At 69.4% G+C, this 20,971-nt stretch carries 17 protein-coding genes; 8 read left to right on the plus strand and 9 right to left on the minus strand.

Annotation, left to right across the window (positions count from 1 at the left end; genetic code table 11):
* Positions 1–39: 39 nt before the first annotated feature.
* On the minus strand, positions 40–462 hold the full coding sequence (locus BO64_RS06595) for a hypothetical protein (protein ID WP_496402489.1): 423 nt from the start codon (positions 460–462) through the stop codon (positions 40–42).
* A gap of 87 nt (positions 463–549) precedes the next feature.
* Between BO64_RS06595 and purU the strand changes: the two genes are divergently transcribed.
* A complete protein-coding gene (gene purU / locus BO64_RS06600; protein WP_496402490.1) occupies positions 550–1,392 on the plus strand; it encodes a formyltetrahydrofolate deformylase in 843 nt (280 codons plus the stop codon).
* Between the two features lie 49 nt (positions 1,393–1,441).
* Here the strand turns inward: purU and BO64_RS06605 are convergent, their stop codons facing one another.
* From BO64_RS06605 to BO64_RS06635, 7 genes are all read right to left on the minus strand, one after another.
* Positions 1,442–2,194 carry a sulfite exporter TauE/SafE family protein gene (locus BO64_RS06605; protein WP_496402491.1) on the minus strand — a complete coding sequence of 251 codons (753 nt, stop codon included), beginning with the start codon at positions 2,192–2,194 and terminating at the stop codon, positions 1,442–1,444.
* Between the two features lie 129 nt (positions 2,195–2,323).
* On the minus strand, positions 2,324–3,103 hold the full coding sequence (locus tag BO64_RS06610; protein WP_496402492.1) for an SDR family NAD(P)-dependent oxidoreductase: 780 nt from the start codon (positions 3,101–3,103) through the stop codon (positions 2,324–2,326).
* Between the two features lie 72 nt (positions 3,104–3,175).
* Positions 3,176–6,352 carry an efflux RND transporter permease subunit gene (locus BO64_RS06615; RefSeq protein ID WP_496402493.1) on the minus strand — a complete coding sequence of 1,059 codons (3,177 nt, stop codon included), beginning with the start codon at positions 6,350–6,352 and terminating at the stop codon, positions 3,176–3,178.
* A gap of 4 nt (positions 6,353–6,356) precedes the next feature.
* Positions 6,357–7,571: an efflux RND transporter periplasmic adaptor subunit gene (locus BO64_RS06620; protein ID WP_496402494.1), complete on the minus strand. Its 1,215-nt coding sequence runs from the start codon at positions 7,569–7,571 to the stop codon at positions 6,357–6,359.
* Between the two features lie 150 nt (positions 7,572–7,721).
* Positions 7,722–8,414, minus strand: coding sequence for a nucleotide-binding protein (locus BO64_RS06625; RefSeq protein WP_496402495.1), 693 nt, complete (start codon positions 8,412–8,414; stop codon positions 7,722–7,724).
* Positions 8,415–8,568: 154 nt separating this feature from the next.
* Entirely contained in the window at positions 8,569–8,805 is a 237-nt protein-coding gene (locus BO64_RS06630) for a hypothetical protein (RefSeq protein ID WP_496402496.1), read from the minus strand.
* 74 nt (positions 8,806–8,879) lie between these two features.
* On the minus strand, positions 8,880–9,647 hold the full coding sequence (locus BO64_RS06635; RefSeq protein ID WP_496402497.1) for a competence/damage-inducible protein A: 768 nt from the start codon (positions 9,645–9,647) through the stop codon (positions 8,880–8,882).
* 60 nt (positions 9,648–9,707) lie between these two features.
* On the opposite strand from BO64_RS06635, the gene sfsA reads away from it, so the two are divergent.
* Positions 9,708–10,424, plus strand: a complete 717-nt coding sequence (gene sfsA, locus BO64_RS06640; protein WP_496402498.1) for a DNA/RNA nuclease SfsA — start codon at positions 9,708–9,710, stop codon at positions 10,422–10,424.
* Positions 10,425–10,474: 50 nt separating this feature from the next.
* Here sfsA and BO64_RS06645 read toward each other — a convergent pair whose 3' ends face one another.
* The gene (locus BO64_RS06645; RefSeq protein ID WP_496402499.1) at positions 10,475–12,580 is read right to left on the minus strand and encodes a S9 family peptidase; all 2,106 of its coding nucleotides are present in this window, start codon (positions 12,578–12,580) and stop codon (positions 10,475–10,477) included.
* 121 nt (positions 12,581–12,701) lie between these two features.
* Between BO64_RS06645 and map the strand changes: the two genes are divergently transcribed.
* The 6 genes from map (at position 12,702) to BO64_RS06675 (ending at position 20,971) form a co-directional block, all read left to right on the plus strand.
* Positions 12,702–13,520 (plus strand): type I methionyl aminopeptidase, encoded by an 819-nt coding sequence (gene map / locus BO64_RS06650; RefSeq protein WP_496402500.1) that lies wholly within the window; start codon positions 12,702–12,704, stop codon positions 13,518–13,520.
* Positions 13,521–13,621: 101 nt separating this feature from the next.
* Positions 13,622–14,500, plus strand: coding sequence for an ABC transporter ATP-binding protein (locus BO64_RS06655; protein WP_496402501.1), 879 nt, complete (start codon positions 13,622–13,624; stop codon positions 14,498–14,500).
* Between the two features lie 19 nt (positions 14,501–14,519).
* Complete coding sequence (locus BO64_RS06660) at positions 14,520–18,104, plus strand: ABC transporter permease/M1 family aminopeptidase (protein WP_496402502.1); 3,585 nt, start codon at positions 14,520–14,522, stop codon at positions 18,102–18,104.
* 273 nt (positions 18,105–18,377) lie between these two features.
* Positions 18,378–18,908: a DUF4402 domain-containing protein gene (locus BO64_RS06665; protein WP_496402503.1), complete on the plus strand. Its 531-nt coding sequence runs from the start codon at positions 18,378–18,380 to the stop codon at positions 18,906–18,908.
* An 86-nt stretch (positions 18,909–18,994) separates the two neighbouring features.
* Positions 18,995–19,723 carry a RadC family protein gene (radC, locus tag BO64_RS06670; protein WP_496402504.1) on the plus strand — a complete coding sequence of 243 codons (729 nt, stop codon included), beginning with the start codon at positions 18,995–18,997 and terminating at the stop codon, positions 19,721–19,723.
* 96 nt (positions 19,724–19,819) lie between these two features.
* Positions 19,820–20,971 carry an FUSC family protein gene (locus tag BO64_RS06675; protein ID WP_496402505.1) on the plus strand — a complete coding sequence of 384 codons (1,152 nt, stop codon included), beginning with the start codon at positions 19,820–19,822 and terminating at the stop codon, positions 20,969–20,971.

Raw genomic sequence — 20,971 nt, forward strand, 5'->3', positions numbered from 1 at the left:
CAGAGGCCTAGCCGACAACCTCCGGCCGGTCGATAGGCCTCAGATCGGCGGCTCTTCCGATGCGGCAGGCGCCGGCGCAGCCGATGGCCGGGCAGGCTCGGGCGCGGGCGTGGGAGCTGCGGGCGCCGACGGCGGGACGGTGATCTCGGGCGCCGGGGCAGGCGCCTCGACCGGGGCCGCCTCGGTCTTGGCCGCGGGGGCCTCGGGTTCCGCCGTCTCGGCAGGCGCTTCGGTCTCCGGCGCGGACGTCAGCGGCGCGGACGTCGGCGGCGTCGCTTCCGAGGCCGGATCTGTGGGCGCTTGCGGTGGTGGAGCCGCCGGCGGGCCCGACTCGCCCGGCCAGCGCAACTCCACGTCCCGGAACACGCCGTTCACGAAACTGCCGACCGCCAGCAGCCCCAGCACCGTCAGCGCCAAGCGTTTTGCGCGCGGATTCGCGAACCGACCGTCCACATAGCTCATGGACCGCCACCTTAAGGCTCCGGCCGCCCCCCGCAATGGGCGCCGCACCTTGACCGCAGCGCCTTAGCCTGCGACCTCGCCCCCGCGATGATCCTGACGCTTTCCTGTCCCGACCAGCCCGGCATAGTCGCCCGGGTTTCCGCCCTGCTCTTCGAGCGCGGCGCCAACATCCTCGACGCCCAGCAGTTCAACGACGCCGAGACCGGCCAGTTCTTCATGCGCGTGGTCTTCGATCCGGGAGCCTCCGACGCCGAGGCCTGGCGCGCGATCTTCGCGCCCCTTGGCGAGCAGTACGGCATGCGCTGGAGCCTGCGCGGCCGCAAGGAGCGCCGCCGGGTGATGATCCTCGCCTCGCAGCAGGACCACTGCCTGGCCGACCTCATCTGGCGCTGGCGCCAGGGCGAGTTGCAGATGGACATCACCGCCGTGGTCTCGAACCACCCGGCCTCGACCTATCCGCACACCGACCTGCACGGCATCGCCTTCCACCACCTGCCGATCACGCCCGAGACCAAGCCCCAGCAGGAGGCCCAGCTCTGGAAGCTGATCCAGGAGACGGGGACCGAGCTCGTGGTCCTCGCCCGCTACATGCAGATCCTGTCGGACGACCTGTCGCGCAAGCTCGAGGGGCGCTGCATCAACATCCACCACTCGTTCCTGCCAGGGTTCAAGGGCGCGCGCCCCTACCACCAGGCCCACGCCCGCGGCGTGAAGGTGATCGGGGCCACCGCCCACTACGTCACCGCCGACCTCGACGAGGGCCCGATCATCGAGCAGGACGTGGAGCGGATCAGCCACCGCGACACGCCGAGCGCGCTTATCCGCAAGGGCCGCGACATCGAGCGCCGGGTGCTGGCCCGGGCGGTCCGCTGGCACATCGAGGACCGCGTCCTCCTGAACGGCCGCAAGACCGTCGTCTTCACCGACTAAGGCTTTTCCCTCGGGAGGAGCCCGAACCCGGAGGGGCTGCGTCCGAGCGCTAGCCCCCGAAGGCCTCCCACAGGAGCTGAGCGCCCACCACGATCATCAGCAGATAGATGATCGTATAGAACCGGTCCGGCTTCACCCGCCGCACCAGCCAGACCCCGGCCAGGGTCGAGGCGATGGCCACCGGCGCCAGCGCCGCCGAGGTCGACAGGTTCTGCGGCGTGAACTGGCCAAGGGCGATGTAGGCCGGAACCTTCACCCAGTTCACCACCGCGAAGAAGATCGCCGTGGTCCCCACCAGGCTCGCGGGACTCAGGTTCTTGGGCAGCACCCACATCTGGAAGGGCGGCTGGCCCGCGTGGGCGATCTGGCTGGTGAAACCCGAGGCCACGCCCAGCAGCGCCCCCAGCGGCCAGGGGGCGTTCGACGGCGCCGTCACCCGCCCGCCCCGCTGGCTCCACAGCCTATGGGCGGCGAAGAGGATCGAGATGGCGCCCAAGACCGCCAGCACCACGGTCGCCGACACCTGTGCAGCCAGCAGATAGCCCAGGAAGATTCCCACCGCTGCGCTGGGCAGCATCAGCGCCAGCACGCCCCGGTCCCAGGTCTTACGGAAGGCCCAGACGCCGACAACGTCCTGCACGATCAGGATCGGCAGCAGGATGGCGGCCGCCTGCACTGGCGAGATCGCCAGGGCCAGGAGCGGCATGGCCACGGCGCCGATGCCGGCGAAGCCGCCCTTGGCCAGCCCCATCATGATCACCGCCGGAACTGCCAGGGCGTAGAAGAACGGGTCGGCGATCACGGGGCCTCTGCTCGCACGGCGCGGTGAGGGACGTCCAACGGAGCAGAGGGGCATCCGCCGCGGCGCGAGACGCTGGCGGCGCGGACCTTGAGAGATCCGCGCCGCTCCCCTGCCCCGATCGGCGGGCGATCAGAAGATCGTATAGCCGCCGTCGATGACGAAGCTGTCGCCGGTATGGAACTTCGAAGCGTCCGACGCCAGGTACACGGCGATGCCAGAGAAGTCGTCGCCCTGGCCCCAGCGCCGCATAGGCACCCGGCCGATGGCCTTCTCGTTGAAGGTGTCCCAGGCCTGCAGCCCGGCGGTCATGTCGGTGGCGATCCAGCCCGGCAGGATCGAATTGGCCCGGATGCCATAGCGGGCGTACTCCACCGCCAGGCCTCGCACCATCGCCAGCACCGCCCCCTTGGTCGAGGCATAGGCCTGGTTGCGCGGCGCCCCGTGGATGGCCGAGGTGGAGGACGTCACCACCAGCGAGCCGCCTGGATCGCCGGCCTCGGCGCGGGCGATCATGTGCTTGGCCGCCTCGCGGAAGGTCCAGAACACCGCATCGAGGTTCACCGTCGTGACCCGGCGCCACTTCTCGGTGGTCATTTCATGGAACGGCCCGCCGCCGCCGATGCCGGCGTTGGCGGCCACGAAGTCCAGCCGGCCGAACGTCTTCAGGGCCTCGGCCACGCCGTCGACAACGGCCTGCTCGTCGGCCACGTCCACCTTCTGGACCAGCACCTCGACGCCGTAGCTCTTCAGCGTCTCCTCGGCCTTGGCGTTCTTCTCCGGGTTCTGGCCCCAGATCGCCACCTTGGCCCCGGCCGCGGCCAGGCCCTCCGCCATGCCGAGGCCGATCCCTCCGTTGCCGCCGGTGACCAGCGCCACCTTGCCGGTCAGGTCGAACGGTTTGAACGCCATGCGTTGTCTCTCCCCTTGGTGTTTCCCGGCCACTTGCGCGGGCGACCCAGGGGAGGTCAAGCCGCTCCAGCCCTACTCGGCCGGCGCTCCGACGGCGTCCGGCGCCCGTCGGCGGCGCGGCAGCCGGTCCGACAGGGCCCGGCACAGCACATAGAACACCGGGGTGAAGAGCAGACCAAAACCGGTCACCCCGATCATCCCGAAGAACACCGCCGTCCCCAGCGCCTGACGCATTTCCGCCCCGGGTCCGCTGGCCACCACCAGCGGCAGCACGCCCAGGATGAAGGCGAAGGACGTCATCAGGATCGGCCGCAGGCGCGTGCGCGCCGCCTCCACCGCCGCCGCCCAGCGGTCGAGGCCGCGATCCTCGGCCTGCTTGGCGAATTCGACGATCAGGATGGCGTTCTTGGCCGCCAGGCCGATCAGCACCACGAGGCCGATCTGGGTCAGGATGTTGTTGTCCTGGCCGCGGAGGTTCACTCCGAGGATCGCCGCCAGCAGACACATGGGCACGATCAGGATGATCGCCAGGGGCAGGGTCACGCTCTCGTACTGCGCCGCTAGCACCAGGAAGACGAACACCACGGCGAGGCCGAAGGCGATGGGTCCGGTGTTGCCCGCCTCCTTCTGGGCGTAGGCGAGCTCGGTCCATTCATAGCCGAAGCCCTCGGGCAGCCGCTCGTCGGCCATCTTCTCCACCGCCGCCAGGGCCTGGCCGGACGAGGCGCCGGGCTTGGTGTCGCCCTGCAGCTCGGCGGCCGGATAGAGGTTGTAGCGGACCACTCGGTAGGGGCCGGAATCGTCCCGCACCGTCGCCACCGCCCCCAGCGGCACCATGGCCCCGCTGTTCGATCGCGTCTGCAGCCGCTGGATGTCCGAGGCCTCGTCGCGGAACGGGGCGTCGGCCTGGGCGGTCACACGGTAGGTCCGACCCAGGTAGTTGAAGTCGTTGACGAAGGCCGAGCCGAGATAGGTCGACAGGGTCTCGAACACCCGCTCGGGCGGCACACCGGCCAGTTCGGCCTTGTCCCGGTCGATCTCGGCCCACAGCCTGGGGGTGGAGGTGTTGAACAGGGTGAAGACCGAGGTCAGCTCAGGCTTCTGGTTGCCCTCCATCATCAGGTCGACGGCCACCTGCTCCAGCGCCCGGTAACCGGCCCCGGACCGGTCCTGGACGATCAGCTTCCACCCGCCGCCGGTGCCGATGCCCTGGACGGGCGGCGGCTGGATCACCAGCACATTGGCCCCGGGGATCGTCCCCAGCTTGGCCCGCAGGGCGTCGAGCACCGCCTGGTCGTCGATTCCCTCCTTGCCCCGCTCATGGAAGGGCGTCAGGCCCAGGAAGATGGTCCCGGCGTTGGGGGCGTTGGTGAAGGTCGCCCCGTCCAGGCCCGCGAAGGCCGCGGCATGCACCACGCCCTTGGTGTCCAGGGCCGCATTGGTCACCCGCCGGACGACCTCGTCGGTGCGCGCCAGGGACGAGCCCGGCGGCAGCTGCACCACGGCGATGAAGTAGCCCTGGTCCTGGGGCGGAATGAAGCCGGTGGGCGTGGCCGCGAACCGCCACACCGTCACCAGCAGCAACACCCCATAGACCACCAGCATCAGCGCCACGCGCCGCACGGTATGGGCCGTCAGCCGGCCGTAGCGGGCGCTGAGCACCTCGAAGGTGTGATTGAACCAGTGGCCGAACCGCTGGAACGGCGCGCGCCAGCCGCTGGGCGCCGGCGGATGCTCCGGATGCGGCTTCAGCAGCAGCGCCGCCATGGCCGGCGACAGGGTCAGGGAGACGATGCACGAAATCACCGTCGCGCTGGCGATGGTCAGGGCGAACTGCTTGTAGAACTGCCCGGAGATGCCGGTGATGAAGGCCGTGGGGACGAACACCGCCACCAGCACCAGGGCGATGGCGATCAGCGCCCCGCCCACCTCCTCCATGGTCTTGTAGGCGGCCTCCTTGGGCGTCATGCCGGCGGCGAGGTTCCGCTCCACGTTCTCGACCACCACGATGGCGTCGTCGACCACGATGCCGATGGCCAGGACCAGGCCGAACAGCGACAGGCTGTTCAGCGAGGCGCCGAAGCCGGCCATCACCGAGAAGGCCCCGATCAGCGACACCGGAATCGCCAGCACGGGAATGATCGCCGCCCGCCAGGTCTGCAGGAAGACCACCACCACCAGCACCACCAGCAGCACGGCCTCGAACAGGGTCTTGCGGACCTCCTTGATGTTCTCGGCCACATATTCGGTGGGGTTGTAGATCACCGTGTAGGCGAGGCCCGGCGGGAAGCTCTTGCTGGCCTCCTCCATGGTCTTCAGCACCCCGTCGGCGGTGGCCAGGGCGTTGGAGCCCGGCCGCTGAGCGATGCCGATCGCCACCGCCTTCTGGCCCCGGTCCAGATAGGCGTTGAGGTTGTAATCCTGGGCCCCGAGCTCCACGCGCGCCACGTCGCGCACGCGGACCACCCGGTCGCCCTCGGTCTTGATGACCACGTTCTCGAACTGGGCCGGCTCCACCAGGCGGCCCTGGGTGGAGACGTTCAGCTCGAAGGCTGCGCCATTGGCCGAGAACGGCGGCGCCCCGATGGAGCCGGCCGCCACCTGCACGTTCTGGTTCCGCAGGGCCTGGACGATCTCCCCGCCGGTCAGATTGTGGGCGGCGGCCTTGTCGGGGTCGAGCCACACCCGCATGGCGTAGTCCCGGGCGCCGAAAATGGTGGCGTCGCCCACGCCCGGCAGGCGGGCGATCCGGTTCCGCAGCTGCAGGGTGGCGTAGTTCGAGATGTATTCGGCGCTGCGCGAGCCGTCCGGCGAATAGAGGTGGACCACCAGCAGCAGGTCCGGCGAGGCCTTCCGGGTGACGACGCCCAGCCGGCGAACCTCCTCCGGCAGCCGGGCCTCCGCCGAGGCCACCCGATTCTGCACCAGCACCTGGGCCGCGTTCAGGTCGGTCCCCAGCTTGAAGGTGATGGTGATGGTCAGCCGCCCGTCCGAGGTCGACGACGAGGACATGTAGAGCATGTCGTCGACGCCGTTGATCTCCTGCTCCAGCGGCGTGGCCACCGTGTCGGCGATGACCTCGGCCGAGGCGCCGGGATAGACCGCATTCACGGTGATCGTGGGCGGGGCGATCTCCGGATACTGGGCGATGGGCAGGGTCGGATAGGCGAAGGCGCCCACCAGCACGATGACCACCGAGATGACCGCCGCGAAGATCGGCCGGTCGATGAAGAAGCGCGAGAAGCGCATGGGATCACTCCGCGCTGGCGGCTTGGGTGGCCTGGGCGGCGGGCGGCGTTACGACGCCGGGCGGCTTCGGGGCGGTAGGCACGGCGGGCACGATGCGGCCGGGCTGCGGGATCACCTTGTCGCCGGGACGGACATGTTGCTGGCCTTCGACGATCACCCGGTCGTTGCGCGAGAGCCCGGCGCGGATCACCCGCAGGCCGTCGACGATGGGGCCCAGCTCCACCTTGCGCTGCTGCACCGTGTTCCCGGGGCCGACCACCAGCACGATCTTGTCCGACTGGTCGGTCATCACCGCCGCGTCGGGCGCCAGCAGGGCCTCATAGGTCCCCGAGCCCAGCAGCCGCATGCGGCCGTACATGCCCGGGGTCAGAAACAGGTCCGGATTGCGCACCACCGCCCGGCCGCGGATCGTCCCCGAGCCCACGTCGAGGGCGTTGTCCACGAAGTCCATCTGGCCGCGCCAGGCGTAGTCGGTCTCGTCCTGGAGCTGGATCTCCACGGGATTGGAGGCGTAGCGCGAGCTGATCCGCGTGCCCTCGCGGTTCTGCCGCTGGTACTTCAGATAGACCCCTTCCGCGCCCGAGAAGGTGAAATGGATCGGGTCCAGCGAGACCACCGTGGTCAGCAGGGTGGGCTCGGCGCCGCCGGCGCTCACCAGGTTGCCCACGTCCACCCGCCGGTCCGAGACCCGGCCCGAGATCGGCGCGGTCACGCGGGTGAACTGCACGTCCAGCTCCCGGGCCTGTTCGGCCGCCCGGGCTGAGGCCACCGCCGCCTCGGCCGTGCGGTATTCCGCGAGCCGGGCGTCATAGGTCGCCTTCGACGCGAAGCCGCTGTTCAGCAGGGATTCGGCCCGCTCCAGCTCCAGCTTGCTGCGGGCCGCCTGGGCTTCGGCCTGACGCACCTGGGCCCGGGCCTGGGCGAGCTCAGCCTCATAGGGCCTGGGGTCGATAACGTAGAGAAGCTGCCCCGCCTTGACGATGTCGCCGTCCCGGAAATGGATCGAGCGGACATAGCCCGAGACGCGGGGGCGGACTTCCACCTCCTCCGCCGCCTCGAAGCGGCCGACGAACTCGTCCCAGTCCACCACCTGCCGGACAAGCGGCGCCGAGACCGCCACTGGAGCGGGCCCCTGGACGGGCTCCGCCTGACGCGCGCCGCAGGCGGCGAGCACGAACAACACCACGACCGCCACGGCCGACCGGACCGATCCGAGCATGCGCACTCCTAGGGTCAGGAGGATGCGCGCCCCCGCCCGACGCGGCGGCGCTCGGGCTTAGCTGGGAGCCGGGCTCCTGGGTTTCCAGACCTCGGAGCTGACGTGACGTAAATTTATCTTACATCGGTCATCGACCGATGCTCTCCGACTTCAGCCGGCGGGGACAAGGTCCTTGGCCGATCGGCCGAGATCGTCATTGGCGCTGCGCAGGGCCGGCGGCGCCACGCCCTTCAGCTGCCGCCACACATGGGTGAACAGCTCGCGCACCTCGTCGGCGGCGGAACCGCCGGGGTCCATTTCGAGCACCGAGCGGGCCTGGGCGAAGGCGGTCTGGTAGATTACCCGCGAACGCAGGGGGACCGGCGCCACGGGCAGGCTGGCGAACCTGAGCGCCTCGAAGGCCTTTAGCACCGTTGGCGGCTCGACGCCCGCCCGCGCCGGGGCGCACTGGTTGAGCACGATCAGCCCTTCGCGCCCCAGCCGCTGGATCACCGCCACCGACATCACGGCGGCGGCAAGGTCCAGATAGGTGGGCCGCGCCACCGCCAGGCACAGGTCGGCCACCTTCACCGCCTCGGCCACGTCAGCCTCCGGCGCTGCGGGAGTATCGATAATCAGCAGCTCCACGCCCGAGCGGGCGCAGGCCTGGCGCAGGGTGAACAGCTTGGCCGCGCTGGTTTCGAAAAGGACCGAGGCTGCCTCTTCCCGTCCCCGAAGCACCTCGCAGGCGCTGCGCAGCGGATCGGCGTCGGCCAGGACCGCCTTCACGCCCATGGCGCGGGCGGCCAACGTCAGGTTGACGGCGACCGTCGTCTTTCCCGCCCCGCCCTTGCGGGACATCACGGCAAGAGTCTTCAACGTCGAACGCCCCGCCCAAACCACTGGGGCGTTCCTTTAGCGGTCGCCCTCAAGCTCCGCCATTTGCGCACATCTTATCCACAGGGAAAAGAGGGCCTTTCCAAACCCTCTGAATCACCTGCGGAATTTGTAGTTTTGCCTATTGGCCGATCATCGGCCGGACGCGCTGGCTCTTTTCCAGGTTGTCGCGGTCTTCCTGTTTCCGGCGCTCCCACTCGCTCTTCGCCGCGCACACCTTCTTCGGCAGGCGCGATCCCGGAGCGGGTTCGTTCTTGCAGATGATGGGATCCTTTTCGGCCGCATCAGTCTGGGCCGACCCGGCGGCCGGCGCGCCCTGGACCATCAGCAGGCTCGCGGCCAGCATCGAGACGATCATGTGGTTCTCCCCAACAGGAACTTTGGTCGACCAACGATAGCCGAACGGAAGTTGCGTAACAAATTAACCCGTCGTCACGCGACCACTTCGTGGGCGCCGGTGATGCCCGCCGCTTCCAGCGCGGCGATCAGCTCGCCAACCACCGCCTCCACCTCGGCCGGGTCGCGCCCGCGCAGCACCAGGTTCGAGCCGTAGCCTTCGGGCGTGAAGAACGGATAGCTGCCCAGGGACATGGCGGGGTGCGCCTTGGCCACCGCCTCCAGCGGCGCGGCCAGCGCCCCTTCCCCCGAGCCTGCCACCCGGACCGTGCGCGAGATCACGGGCCGACCGCCGCGCAGCCGCGGCCCCACGTCCTCCAGCATCCCGCGCATGATCTGCGGCACCCCGGCGAGGACAAAGACATTGCCTATGGTGAAGCCGGGCGGCCCTTGCACCGGGTTCTTCACCAGGGTCCCGCCCACCGGCACCCGCGCCATCCGCCGCCGCGCCGCGTTCAACTGGTCGCCGAAGCGGGCCTCCAGCATGGCGATGATCTCCGGATGCTCCTCCAGCGACACGCCGAAGGCCGCGGCCACCGCATCGGCGGTGATGTCGTCATGGGTCGGCCCGATGCCGCCGGTGGTGATCACATAGTCGTAGCGGGTCCGCAGGGCGTTCAGCGCCTCGACGATCACGTCCAGATCGTCCGGCACCGTGCGCGCCTCGGCCACGTCCACGCCCAGGACGCCCAGGTGCCGGGCGATGTCCCGCAGGTTGGTGTCCTGGGTCCGTCCCGACAGGATCTCGTCGCCGATGATCAGCACCGCGGCGGTGACCCGCCCTTCCTCCAGCCCGCTCGCCATCCGCGCCGCCCCGTCCTACATCCGGTCCCGCATCATTCGAGAACCGGACTAAAGCCTTCCATGGACTTCCCGCAACCGCTCGTCCGCGGCCGCCTCGTGCAGCGTTACAAGCGCTTCCTCGCCGACGTGGTCCTGGACGACGGGACCGAGATCACCGCCCACTGTCCGAATCCGGGCGCCATGCTGGGCCTGAACACCCCCGGCTTCACCTGCTGGCTGTCCAGGTCCGACGATCCCAAGCGCAAGCTGCCCTATACGCTCGAACTCATGGAGGCCGACGGCGGCATGGTGGGGATCAACACCCTGCATCCCAACCGGCTGGTGGCCGAGGCCCTGGCGGCGGACGCCATTCCCGAGCTGTCCGGCTACGCCTCCCACCGCCGCGAGGTGAAGTACGGCCAGGCCAGCCGCGTCGACTTTCTGCTGGAGGCGCCCGGCCGTCCCCGCTGCTGGCTGGAGATCAAGAACGTCCACCTGATGCGCGAACCGGGCTTGGCCGAGTTCCCCGACTGCGTCGCCGCCCGCTCCACCAAACATCTGCGCGAGCTCGCCGAGATGGTCCGCCAGGGCGACCGGGCCGTGGCCTTCTTCGTCGTCCAGCGCACCGACTGCGACCGCTTCGCCACGGCGGCGGACTGCGATCCCAAGTTCCACGCCGCCCTGCAGGAGGTGGCCGGTCAGGGCGTCGAGGTCCTGGTCTACGGCTGCGACATCGACCCTGCCCGCGTCGCCCTCGCCGGCCCCATGCCCTGGCGCGACCGGCCGGTCTCGGCCTGATAGACGGCGCGATAGCCGGCGAGAGCAGCGCCCCCGCCGGCCGCCGCCCGCTACTTCACCCCCAGCTGATCCAGCAGGAAGGCGTAGTATTCCGCCGTTTCCTCGTAGCGCTGGAAGCGGCCCGACTTGCCGCCGTGGCCGGCCTCCATATTCACGCGGAAGATCAGCGGATTGCCATCGGTCTTCCGGTCCCGCAGGCGCGCCACGTACTTGGCCGGTTCAAAGTACTGCACTTGGCTGTCCCACAGGCCGGTGGCCACATACATCGCCGGATAGGCCTTCGCTTCGATCTGGTCGTACGGCGAATAGGCCAGCATGTAGCGGTAGTAGGCGGGGTCCTTCGGATTGCCCCACTCGTCAAACTCATTGGTGGTGAGCGGGATGCTCTCGTCGAGCATGGTGGTCACCACGTCCACGAACGGCACCTGGGTGATGATCGCCCGGTAGTCCTGCGGCGCCATGTTGGCCACCGCCCCCATCAGCAGCCCCCCGGCCGAGCGGCCCATGGCGGCCACCCGGTCCTTGGCGGCGTACTTCTCGGCCACCAAGTAGCGGGTCACGTCGATGAAGTCGGTGAAAGTGTTGGTCTTCTTCAGCAGCTTGCCGTCGTCGTACCAGCGCCGGCCCATCTCCTGGCCGCCGCGGATGTGGGCCAGGGCGTAGACCACGCCCCGGTCCAGCAGACTCACCGTGGCCAGGTTGAACGCTGGATCCTGTGAGATGCCGTAGCTGCCGTAGGCGTACTGGAAGAGCGGCGCGGTCCCGTCGCGCCTGAAGCCCTTTTTGTAGACGATCGAGACCGGAATCTTCGCGCCGTCCCGGGCGGGGGCCCAGACCCGCTCGGTCACGTACTGCTCGGGGTTGTAGCCGATCACCGGCGTCTGCTTGAGCAGGGTCCGCCGCCCGCTCGCCACGTCCAGTTCGTAGGTCGACAGCGGTGTCGTCAGCGACGTGTAGGTGTAGCGCAGGGCCGTCGCGTCCGCCTCGGCGTTGACGGCGAAGTCCATGGTGTAGGCCGGCTCGTCCGCCGCCACGAACGCCGAGCCGCCGTCGGCCTTCAGCACCCGCAGCCGCTTCACCCCGCCCGAGCGTTCCTCGGTGGCGGTGAACCCCCTGAACAGGCGGAAGTCCTCGATGAACACGTCGTCGCTGTGGGCGACGAAGTCGGTCCAGCGGCTCTTGTCGCCCAGCCGCCCGTCGGCGACCTGGGCGAGCCGGTAGTTGGGGGCGTTCCAGTTGGTGCGGATCACCCAGCGCCCGTCCAGGTGATCGGCCTCATAGAGGTGATCCCGCTCGCGCGGCGCCACCACCTCGAACCGGCCCGGCGCCGCCGCCGGGGTGCAGCGCTGCTCGGTGGCCGCGGTGCTCTGCAGGAAGATGCAGACATAGGCGTCCGACCGGGTGCGCAGCAGGCGCATGTAGAAGCTGTTGTCGGCCTCCTCATAGACCAGCCTGTCGGCGCCGGCCGGGGTCCCCAGCACATGCGCCTTCACCCGTTTGGACAGCAGGGTCACCGGGTCCTTCTCGATGTAGAACAGGGTCTTGCTGTCATCGGCCCAGACGATGTCCGGCTCCACGTTCTCCACCGCGTCCGACAGCACCTTGCCCGTGGCGATGTCCTTGACCCGCAGCACGTACTGGCGCCGGCCCACCGTGTCGTCCACCCAGGCCAGCAGGCGGTTGTCCGGGCTCGTCACCGCCGCCCCGACGCTGAAATAGCCCTTGCCGGCGGCCATGGCGTTCTGGTCGAGCAGCACCTCCTCTGGCGCGCTCATCTCCCCCTTGCGGCGGGCGAGGATGGGATAGTCCTGACCAGGCTCGAAGCCGGTATAATACCAGTAGCCCCGCTCGCGATACGCGACCGAGGCGTCGTCCTGCTTCACCCGGGCCACGATCTCCTTGTGCAGCGCCTCCTTCAGCGGCTTCAGCGGCGCCAGCACCGCGTCGGCATAGGTGTTCTCCGCGTTCAGATAGGCGAGCATCTCGGGGTTCTTCCGCTCGTCATCCCGGAGCCAGTAGTACTCGTCCGTCCGGCTCCCGGCCGGCGCGGTCACCTCGAACGGGCGCTTGGCCGGCCTGGGCGGAACCGGGGCCTCGGCCTGCGCGGCGGCGCCCGTCAGGAGGCTCGCCGCCACGGCGAGCGAAAGCATGCGCATCTGGATTCCCCCTTCTCGCGGCGGGGACGCTGACACGGGGCCCGCGGCGTCACAAGGCCGCTCCGGGTTGAATTTCCGTGCTAGGATCGCGACATAGGCCCCCACGCCACCCGAGTATCCGATGACCGACATTCTCGAGGCCGAGCACCGCACCGGCCAGATCAAGCTGCACACCGCCGAAGACTTCGAGGGCATGCGCCGCGCCGGCCGCTTGGCCGCCGAGTGCCTGGACATGCTGACGCCCCACGTGGTCCCGGGCGTGGTGACCGAGAAGCTGGACGATCTGGCCCGCGAGTTCATCCTCGACCACGGGGCGCTGCCCGCCTGCCTCGGCTACCGCGGCTACACCAAGACCGTCTGCATCAGCCCCAACCACATCGTCTGCCACGGCATCCCGGGCGAGCGCGTCCTGCGCGAGGGCGACATCGTCAACATCGACGTCACCGTCATCGTCGACGGCTGGCACGGCGACACCTCCCGCATGTATGGCGTCGGCGAAGTCTCCCCGCGGGCCCGACGGCTGGTGGACATCACCTACGAGGCCCTGGAGCGCGGCCTGGCGGCCACGAAGCCCGGCGCCACCACCGGCGACATTGGCTACGCCATCCAGAGCTATGTGGAGAGCATGCGCTGCTCGGTGGTCCGCGACTTCTGCGGCCACGGCCTGGGCCGCGTCTTCCACGACGCCCCCAACATCCTGCACTTCGGCCAGCCCGGCACGGGCCCGGTCCTGAAGCCCGGCATGTTCTTCACCATCGAGCCGATGGTGAACCTCGGCAAGCACCCGGTGAAGCTGCTGTCCGACGGCTGGACCGCCGTCACCCGCGACAAGTCCCTGTCGGCCCAGTGCGAGCATTCGGTGGGCGTCACCGAGGACGGGCTGGAGATCTTCACCCTCTCGCCGGCGGGCCTGTTCAAGCCGCCGATCCAGGGCGGCTGATCCCGTCGCGGTGATCGGCGCGCGCCCTAGGTTACAATTCCCTCACTTGCTACCGTAACGCGCGCGTTGCAGCCTCGTCGCCGAGGACGGGGTGGCAAATCATGCTCACGATCAAGAACCTGACGCACGTCTACGCCAACGGCGCCCGCGCCCTCGACGGCGTGGACCTTGAGATCGGCAAGGGGATGTTCGGCCTGCTCGGGCCGAACGGCGCCGGCAAGTCGACGCTGATGCGCTCCATCGCGACCCTGCAGACGCCTAGCTCAGGCGAGATCCGGTTCGGCGACATCGACGTCATCCGCGAGCCCGAGAAGCTGCGCCGCACCCTCGGCTACCTGCCCCAGGACTTCGGGGTCTATCCGCGGATTAACGCCTACGACATGCTCGACCACATGGCGGTGCTAAAGGGCGTCGCCGGCAAGGGCGAGCGCAAGGCCACGGTCGAGGCCCTGCTCCACCAGGTCAATCTCTGGGACGTGCGCAAGAAGGCGGTGGCCGGCTACTCGGGCGGCATGCGCCAGCGGTTCGGCATCGCCCAGGCGCTCATCGGCCGCCCGCAGCTGATCATCGTCGACGAGCCTACCGCCGGCCTCGACCCCGAGGAGCGCAACCGCTTCCTCAATCTCCTGGCCGAGATCGGCGAGAACGTGGTGGTCATCCTCTCCACCCACATCGTCGAGGACGTGGCCGACCTGTGCCCGCGCATGGCCATCCTCGCCAGCGGCAGGATCCTCAAGGAAGGCGCCCCGGCCCAGCTCATGGCCGAACTCGCCGGCCGCATCTGGACCAAGACCATCGACCGGCACGAGCTTGAGGCCGTGCGCCAGGCCCATCAGGTGATCTCCACCCGCCTCTCGGGCGGACGCACCGTCGTCCACGTCCTCGCCGACGCCAACCCCGGCCCGGGCTTCGCCCCCGTCGAGGGCGGCCTGGAGGACGTCTACTTCTCGACCCTCGCTGCCTCCCGGCGTGCGGCCTGACGCCCAGGGAGCCGCGCCCATGTTCGGCAAGATCGCGGCCTTCGAGCTGCGCTACCAGATCCGCCAGCCGATCTTCTGGATCGCGGGCCTGATCTTCTTCCTGCTGGTCTTCGCCTCGGTGACGATCGACCAGATCCAGATCGGCTCGGGCGGCAACGTCCACAAGAACGCGCCGCAGGCCATCGTCGAGACGGTCTTCATCATGTCGCTGTTCTTCATGTTCGTCTCGACGGCGTTCGTGGCGAACATCATCGTGCGCGACGATGAGACGGGCTACGGCCCGATCATCCGGTCGACGCCCATCCGCAAATTCGACTACCTGTTCGGGCGCTTCACCGGCGCCTACCTGGCCACGGCCCTCAGCTTCCTGTTCGTGCCCCTGGGCATCCTGGCGGGCTCGGTCATGCCCTGGGTGGACCCCGAGACGCTCGGGCAGAACAACCCGGTCTACTACGCCTACGCCTATGTCCTGATCGGCCTGCCCAGCCTGTTTCTGGTCTCGGCCATCTTCTTCTCCCTGGCCACCGCCACCCGCTCGATGATGGCCACCTATGTGGGCGTGGCGCTGTTCCTGGTCCTGTACCTGATCACCATCGGGGCCCTGCGCGATCCCGAGCGGCTACAGATCGCCGCTCTGGCCGACCCCTTCGGGGCGGCCGCCTTCGCCCTCGCCACCCGCTACTACACCGCCGCCGAGGCCAACACGCTGCTGCCCGCCTTCGAGGGGGCCCTGCTCTACAACCGGCTGATCTGGCTGGGCGTCGCCGCGGCCTGCCTCGCGATCGCCTATTTCGTCTTCCGCTTCGAGGTCCAGGGGCGCCGCGGGCGCAAGGCCGAGCGCCGGCGCGCCGACGCAGAGGCCGGGACGGCGCCCGCCTCCGCTCCCTTGCCCGCCCCTGCCTACGGTCCGGCCACAGCCTGGGCCCAGCTCGTCAAGCGCACCCGCTTCGAGATGGCCCAGGTGTTCAAGAGCCCGGCCTTCGTCGTCCTGCTGCTGCTCGGCCTCTTCAACTCCATGGGCACGCTGGTGTTGGGGGCCGAGCGGGGCGGCTCCGACATCTATCCGGTGACCACCTGGGTCATCCAGACGCTGAACGGGGCCTTCACCCTCGTCGTCATCGTCATCGCCGTCTACTACGCGGGCGAACTGGTCTGGCGCGAGCGCGAGCGCAGGACCCACGAGATCATCGACGCCACCGCCGTCCCCGACTGGGCCTTCCTGGTCCCCAAGACCCTGGCCCTGGCCCTGGTGCTGATCTCCACCCTGGCGGTCAGCGTCATCGCCGGCGTCCTCGTCCAGCTCGCCAAGGGCTACACCGATGTCCGCCTCGGCCAGTACTTCCTCTGGTACCTCGTCCCGAACGCCGTCGACTGGACCCTGCTGGCGGTGCTGGCGATCTTCTTCCAGGCCATCACCCCCCACAAGTTCGTCGGCTGGGGGCTGATGCTGCTCTACCTGATCGCCTCGATCACCCTCGGCAACATCGGGCTGGAGCACAACCTCTACAACTATGCGGGCTATCCGCCCGTGCCGCTCTCCGACATGAACGGCCAGGGCGACTACTGGAAGGCCGCGGCCTGGTTCCGGGCCTACTGGAGCGCCTTCGCCCTGGTCCTGCTGGTGCTGGCCTACGGCCTCTGGCGGCGCGGGACTGAGACGCGCCTTGCGCCGCGGCTGAAGCGCCTGCCGCGCCGCCTCGCCGGTCCCGCCGGGATCATTGGCGGCCTGGCCCTCGCGGCCTTCGCCGGCCTCGGCGGCTTCATCTACCTGAACACCAACGTCTGGAACGAGCACCGCACGGCCCAGGACGGCGAGAAGTGGCTGGCCGACTACGAGAAGGCCTTCCTCCGGTACGAGCGGCTGCCCCAGCCCTCGATCACCGACGTGGTCCTCGACCTCGACCTTGATCCCCATGCGCCGCGGCTGGTGACCCGGGGCCGCTACGCCCTGGTCAATGACGGCGACGCCCCGATCCGCGACGTTCACGTCCGCCTTGACCGGGACACCCGGGCCGAGACCCTCGCCCTCTCTGTCCCCGCCAAGGTGAAGACCGACACGCGCTTCAACTACCGCATCTTCACCCTCGCCCAGCCCCTGCAGCCGGGCGAGAGGGCGACGCTCGCCTTCACCACGGTGATGCAGCAGAAGGGCTTCCGGAACCGGGACAACACCACCCGGCTCGTGGACAATGGCGCCTTCGTGAACAACTTCGAGTTCGCGCCGGTCATCGGCATGGATCGCCAGCAGCTGCTGCGCGACCGCGCCAAGCGCCGCAAGTACGGCTTGCCCGCCGAGCTGCGCCCGCCCAAGCTCGAGGACCGCTCGGCCCAGGCGCGCAACTACCTGGTCAACGCCGACTGGGTGAACGCCGACATCACCATCACCACGGTCGCCGACCAGACGCCGGTGGCGCCTGGCTACCTGGTGTCGGACCAGACGCGCGGCAGCCGGCGCACGGTCCGCTACCGCACCGATGCGCCGGTGCTAAACTTCTTCTCCGTGCAGTCGGCCCGCTATGCGATCCGCAAGGTCGACCACAAGGGCGTGGAGCTGGCGATCTACTACGACCCGCAGCACCCCTATAACGTCGACCGGATGATCAAGGCCCTGCAGACCGGCCTCGACTACTACCAGGCCGAGTTCGGGCCCTATCAGTTCCGCCAGGCGCGGATCCTGGAGTTCCCGGGCTACGCCACCTTCGCCCAGGCCTTCGCCAACACCATGCCGTACTCCGAGGCCATCGGCTTCATCGCCGACAATCGGGACCCAGAGAAGATCGACTTCGTCACCTACGTCACCGCCCACGAGCTGGCCCACCAGTGGTGGGCCCACCAGGTGATCGGGGCCGACATGCAGGGCGCCACCATGCTCTCCGAGACCCTGGCCTCCTACTCGGCCCTGAAGGTCATGGAGAAGCTCCACGGCCCGGCCGGCATCCGCCGCTTCCTCAAGCGCGAACTCGACCAGTATCTGCGCAGCCGCGGCGGCGAGGTGATCGAGGAACTGCCCCTGATCCGAGTCGAGAACCAGCCCTACATCCACTACCAGAAGGGCGGCATCGTCATGTACCTGCTGGCCGATCGCATGGGCGAGGGCAAGGTCAACGCCGCCCTGCGCAAGCTGCTGGCCGACTACGCCTTCAAGGGCGCGCCCTATCCGCGCTCCCAGGATCTGGTGGACGCCCTGCGCGCCCAGGCAGGCGACGATCCGGCCGCCCAGGCGCTGATCACCGACCTCTTCGAGAAGATCACCGTCTACGACCTCAAGACGCGGAGCGCGGTGGCCAAGGCCCGCCCCGACGGCCGCTGGGACGTGACCCTGACGGTGGAGGCTCGCAAGCTCTACGCCGACGGCCAGGGCAAGGAGACCCCCGCCTCCCTCGATGGCCAGCTTTTCGACATGGGGGTCTTCACCGCCGAGCCGGGCAAGGCGGGCTTCTCCGCCAGGGACGTGGCCTACTTCGGCCTGACGCCCCTCAGCACCGGCAGCCAGACGATCACCGTCACGGTCGACCGCAAGCCGGCCTTCGCCGGGGTCGATCCCTACAACAAGCAGATCGACCGCAACTCCGACGACAACGCCATCCGCGTTGCCGTCGACTGAGACCAAATTTCGGGAGCCCGGGCCCGGCTGCTGCTGCGGGCGGGCCATCCTGGGACAGGCCGCGCGAGCGCGGCTCGACCGATCGTTGAAATCCTCCCGGCTTTTCTACCGGAGGCATTTCTATTCTGGTCGTAAACCCTTGGAGTCTTACTCAAACTGGGTGTTTTCCCTTAGTTTCGCTGGCGCGGAACTTGCCGGTACATCGGGAGCAACGTAATCCCACCTCGCGTTCCCGACCCAATTCGGGACGCGCCACTACCGGAGTTGGATTTGATGTCGAAGTTCGCCCGCGCCATCCCGGCTATCGCCGCGCTCGCCGCCGTCGCCGCGGCCGCCCCGGCTTTCGCCACCGAGAACGGCACGTCGGTGACCGCGACGGCCAGCCTGAACATCTCCTCGCCGCTGACGGTGAGCAAGAACTCGGACCTGGTGTTCGGCACCGTCACCCGTCCGAGCTCGGGCAACGGCCAGGTCGTGATCGACGCCCAGAACGGCAACCGGAACGTCACCGGCAACGCCACCGCCGTGACGGGCGGCGATAACCCCACGCCGACCCGCGCTCTGTTCACCGTCTACGGTGAAGCCAACCGCAACATCACGGTCACCGTGCCCAGCAACATGACCATGACCCGTCAGGGGGGCAGCGAGACCATCCCGGTCACGCTGAACTCCAGCATGGGCGGCGGTCAGGTGGGCTCGAACGGCTCCGCCACCTTCGGCGTCGGCGGCCAGCTGACCCTCAGCAGCTCGACCGTGCCCGGCGGCTACAGCGGCACCTTCCAGGTGACCGTCGCCTACAACTAAGGCGATCCCGGCGGCCGCCCGGCGCGGCCGCCACCTCTCTCCAGACTGGGCTTGCCAAACCGGAACGCATGGGGAACATTCTCTCCATGCGGCTCCAGCCCGGCATCGCGGACGCCTCTTCGCCCGACCTCTTCGCGTCGCCGGCTCCGCATTTCCTCGGACATCGTGAACGCCTGCGCGAACGCGCCCTGGCCGGCGGCCTTTCGGCCCTGCCCGACTACGAGCTGCTCGAGCTCTTCCTCTTCCGCTCCATCCCCAAGCGGGACGTCAAACCTCTGGCCAAGCAGCTGCTGGCCCGCTTCGGCTCGCTCGGCGGCGTCCTCGGGGCCACGCGCGAGGAGCTGCGCACTGTCAAGGGCGTGGGCGAGGCTGTGGCCCTCGACCTCAAGCTGCTGCATGAGGCGGCCCTGCGCACCGCCAAGGAGCAGGTGGCCCGCCGTCCGGTGATCTCCTCCTGGAGAGCCCTGCTCGCCTATGTGAAGACCGCTCTCGCCCACGAGAGTCGCGAGCAGTTCCGCATTCTCTTCCTCGACAAGAAGAACCAGCTCATCGCCGACGAGGTGATGAACCGTGGCACGGTCGACCATGCCCCGGTCTATCCCCGCGAGGTGGCCCGCCGGGCGCTAGAGCTGTCGGCCAGCGCCGTGATCCTGGTGCACAACCACCCGTCGGGCGACCCGTCGCCCTCCACCGCCGATGTGGACATGACCCGCCAGGTGGTCGAGGCCGCCCGGGCCCTGCGCATCGCCGTCCACGACCACCTCGTCGTCGGCCGCGACGGCGTCGCCAGCCTCAGGGCCCTCGGCCTGATGTGACTCTCGGCCCGGTTGACGGGATCGCCGCCGGGTCGCACGAGCCCCTGCGCCCGCCGGCTCCGCCACGGGCGCGCGCAAAGAGGAGCAAGGCGCCTGGTGCAGCCGCCCGATCATCATTCCGGCCCGGAAGGCGTCGAGCCGCAGACCCGTCGGGGGGCCATCGCGCGGCGCCTGCTCTCTCGCCGCCAGTTCCGCGAGAGCGTGGCCCTCGCCCGGCAGCCGTCCCTGATGGTCTCCTTCCTGGCCGGGCTGCAGGCGGCCCTCGCCGCCGTCGTGGCTCTGCCGCTCACGCACCTGTCGCCATGGCCGCATCTGATCGGCTTCGCCGCCCTGGGCGCTCTAGCCGCCCTGTTCGGCCGCTTCGCTCCGCCGGCGCGCCGGGGGCGTATCGTGCTCCTCAGCGGCGTCTGCCTGACCGCTGCGGTGCTCGGCATGTCTCTGGCAGGCTGGCTGGGCGCTCCGCCGCCGCTGCAGATCGCCCTGCTGGCTCTCGCCTGCGGAGTCTTCTTCCTCGTCAGCGTCCGCGGTCAGTTCGGCCCGCCCGGCGGGCTGATCTTCATCTTCGCGGCCTCGGCGGCCATGAGCCCGCCGGCGCCCCTGGGCGACGTCGCCCAGCGGGCCTGCGCCACCGCCGTGGCCGCCCTTCTGGCCTGGGCCGTCTGCCTCGCCACCGAGCCCCTCCGGCAGCGCGCCGCGGCCGCGCTCGCCCTCCCCCAGGAGTCCCCACGCCCCCTGCGGGACCAGCTGATCGCGGCCCTGCGCATGACCTTGGCCTCGGGGATCGTGGCCTTCGGCGCCTGGGTGGCCGGCGCCCCGCATCCGGGCTGGGCGGCCATGGGGGCGGTGGCCGTTCTCCAGGGCGCCCACCTCCACATCAACATGAACCGGGCGCTCCAGCGGACCGCCGGCACGATAGTCGGGGCAGCGCTCGTCTGGCTCATCCTCGCCCAGGCGCCTTCGGCCTGGACCGTCATCGGCCTGCTGCTCGTCCTGACCGTCGCCACCGAAGTCGTCATCGGCACGAACTACGGTCTTGGGCAGATCCTCGTCACGCCCATGGCCTTGCTGATGACCTATCTCGCCGCCCCTGAGCGCGCCGGTCCGGACATGGCGCCGGAACGGGCCCTCGACACCCTGGCCGGGGCGGCGGTCGGGATGCTGTTCGCGGTGATCTTCTCCACCCTCGACGACCGCCGCCATCTCGCCCGCCACCATGCGTCCGGCGATGGCGCGCCCGGCGCCCGCTAG

The organism is Phenylobacterium composti DSM 19425, assembly GCF_059568645.1.

Coding starts and splice junctions, on each gene's coding strand:
- BO64_RS06615 (WP_496402493.1), bottom strand. CDS start 6,352: ATGCGCTTCTCGCGCTTCTTCATCGACCGGCCGATCTTCGCGGCGGTC.
- sfsA (WP_496402498.1), top strand. CDS start 9,708: ATGGACTTCCCGCAACCGCTCGTCCGCGGCCGCCTCGTGCAGCGTTAC.
- BO64_RS06610 (WP_496402492.1), bottom strand. CDS start 3,103: ATGGCGTTCAAACCGTTCGACCTGACCGGCAAGGTGGCGCTGGTCACC.
- BO64_RS06620 (WP_496402494.1), bottom strand. CDS start 7,571: ATGCTCGGATCGGTCCGGTCGGCCGTGGCGGTCGTGGTGTTGTTCGTG.
- purU (WP_496402490.1), top strand. CDS start 550: ATGATCCTGACGCTTTCCTGTCCCGACCAGCCCGGCATAGTCGCCCGG.
- radC (WP_496402504.1), top strand. CDS start 18,995: ATGCGGCTCCAGCCCGGCATCGCGGACGCCTCTTCGCCCGACCTCTTC.
- BO64_RS06665 (WP_496402503.1), top strand. CDS start 18,378: ATGTCGAAGTTCGCCCGCGCCATCCCGGCTATCGCCGCGCTCGCCGCC.
- map (WP_496402500.1), top strand. CDS start 12,702: ATGACCGACATTCTCGAGGCCGAGCACCGCACCGGCCAGATCAAGCTG.
- BO64_RS06635 (WP_496402497.1), bottom strand. CDS start 9,647: ATGGCGAGCGGGCTGGAGGAAGGGCGGGTCACCGCCGCGGTGCTGATC.
- BO64_RS06595 (WP_496402489.1), bottom strand. CDS start 462: ATGAGCTATGTGGACGGTCGGTTCGCGAATCCGCGCGCAAAACGCTTG.
- BO64_RS06645 (WP_496402499.1), bottom strand. CDS start 12,580: ATGCGCATGCTTTCGCTCGCCGTGGCGGCGAGCCTCCTGACGGGCGCC.
- BO64_RS06660 (WP_496402502.1), top strand. CDS start 14,520: ATGTTCGGCAAGATCGCGGCCTTCGAGCTGCGCTACCAGATCCGCCAG.
- BO64_RS06655 (WP_496402501.1), top strand. CDS start 13,622: ATGCTCACGATCAAGAACCTGACGCACGTCTACGCCAACGGCGCCCGC.
- BO64_RS06630 (WP_496402496.1), bottom strand. CDS start 8,805: ATGATCGTCTCGATGCTGGCCGCGAGCCTGCTGATGGTCCAGGGCGCG.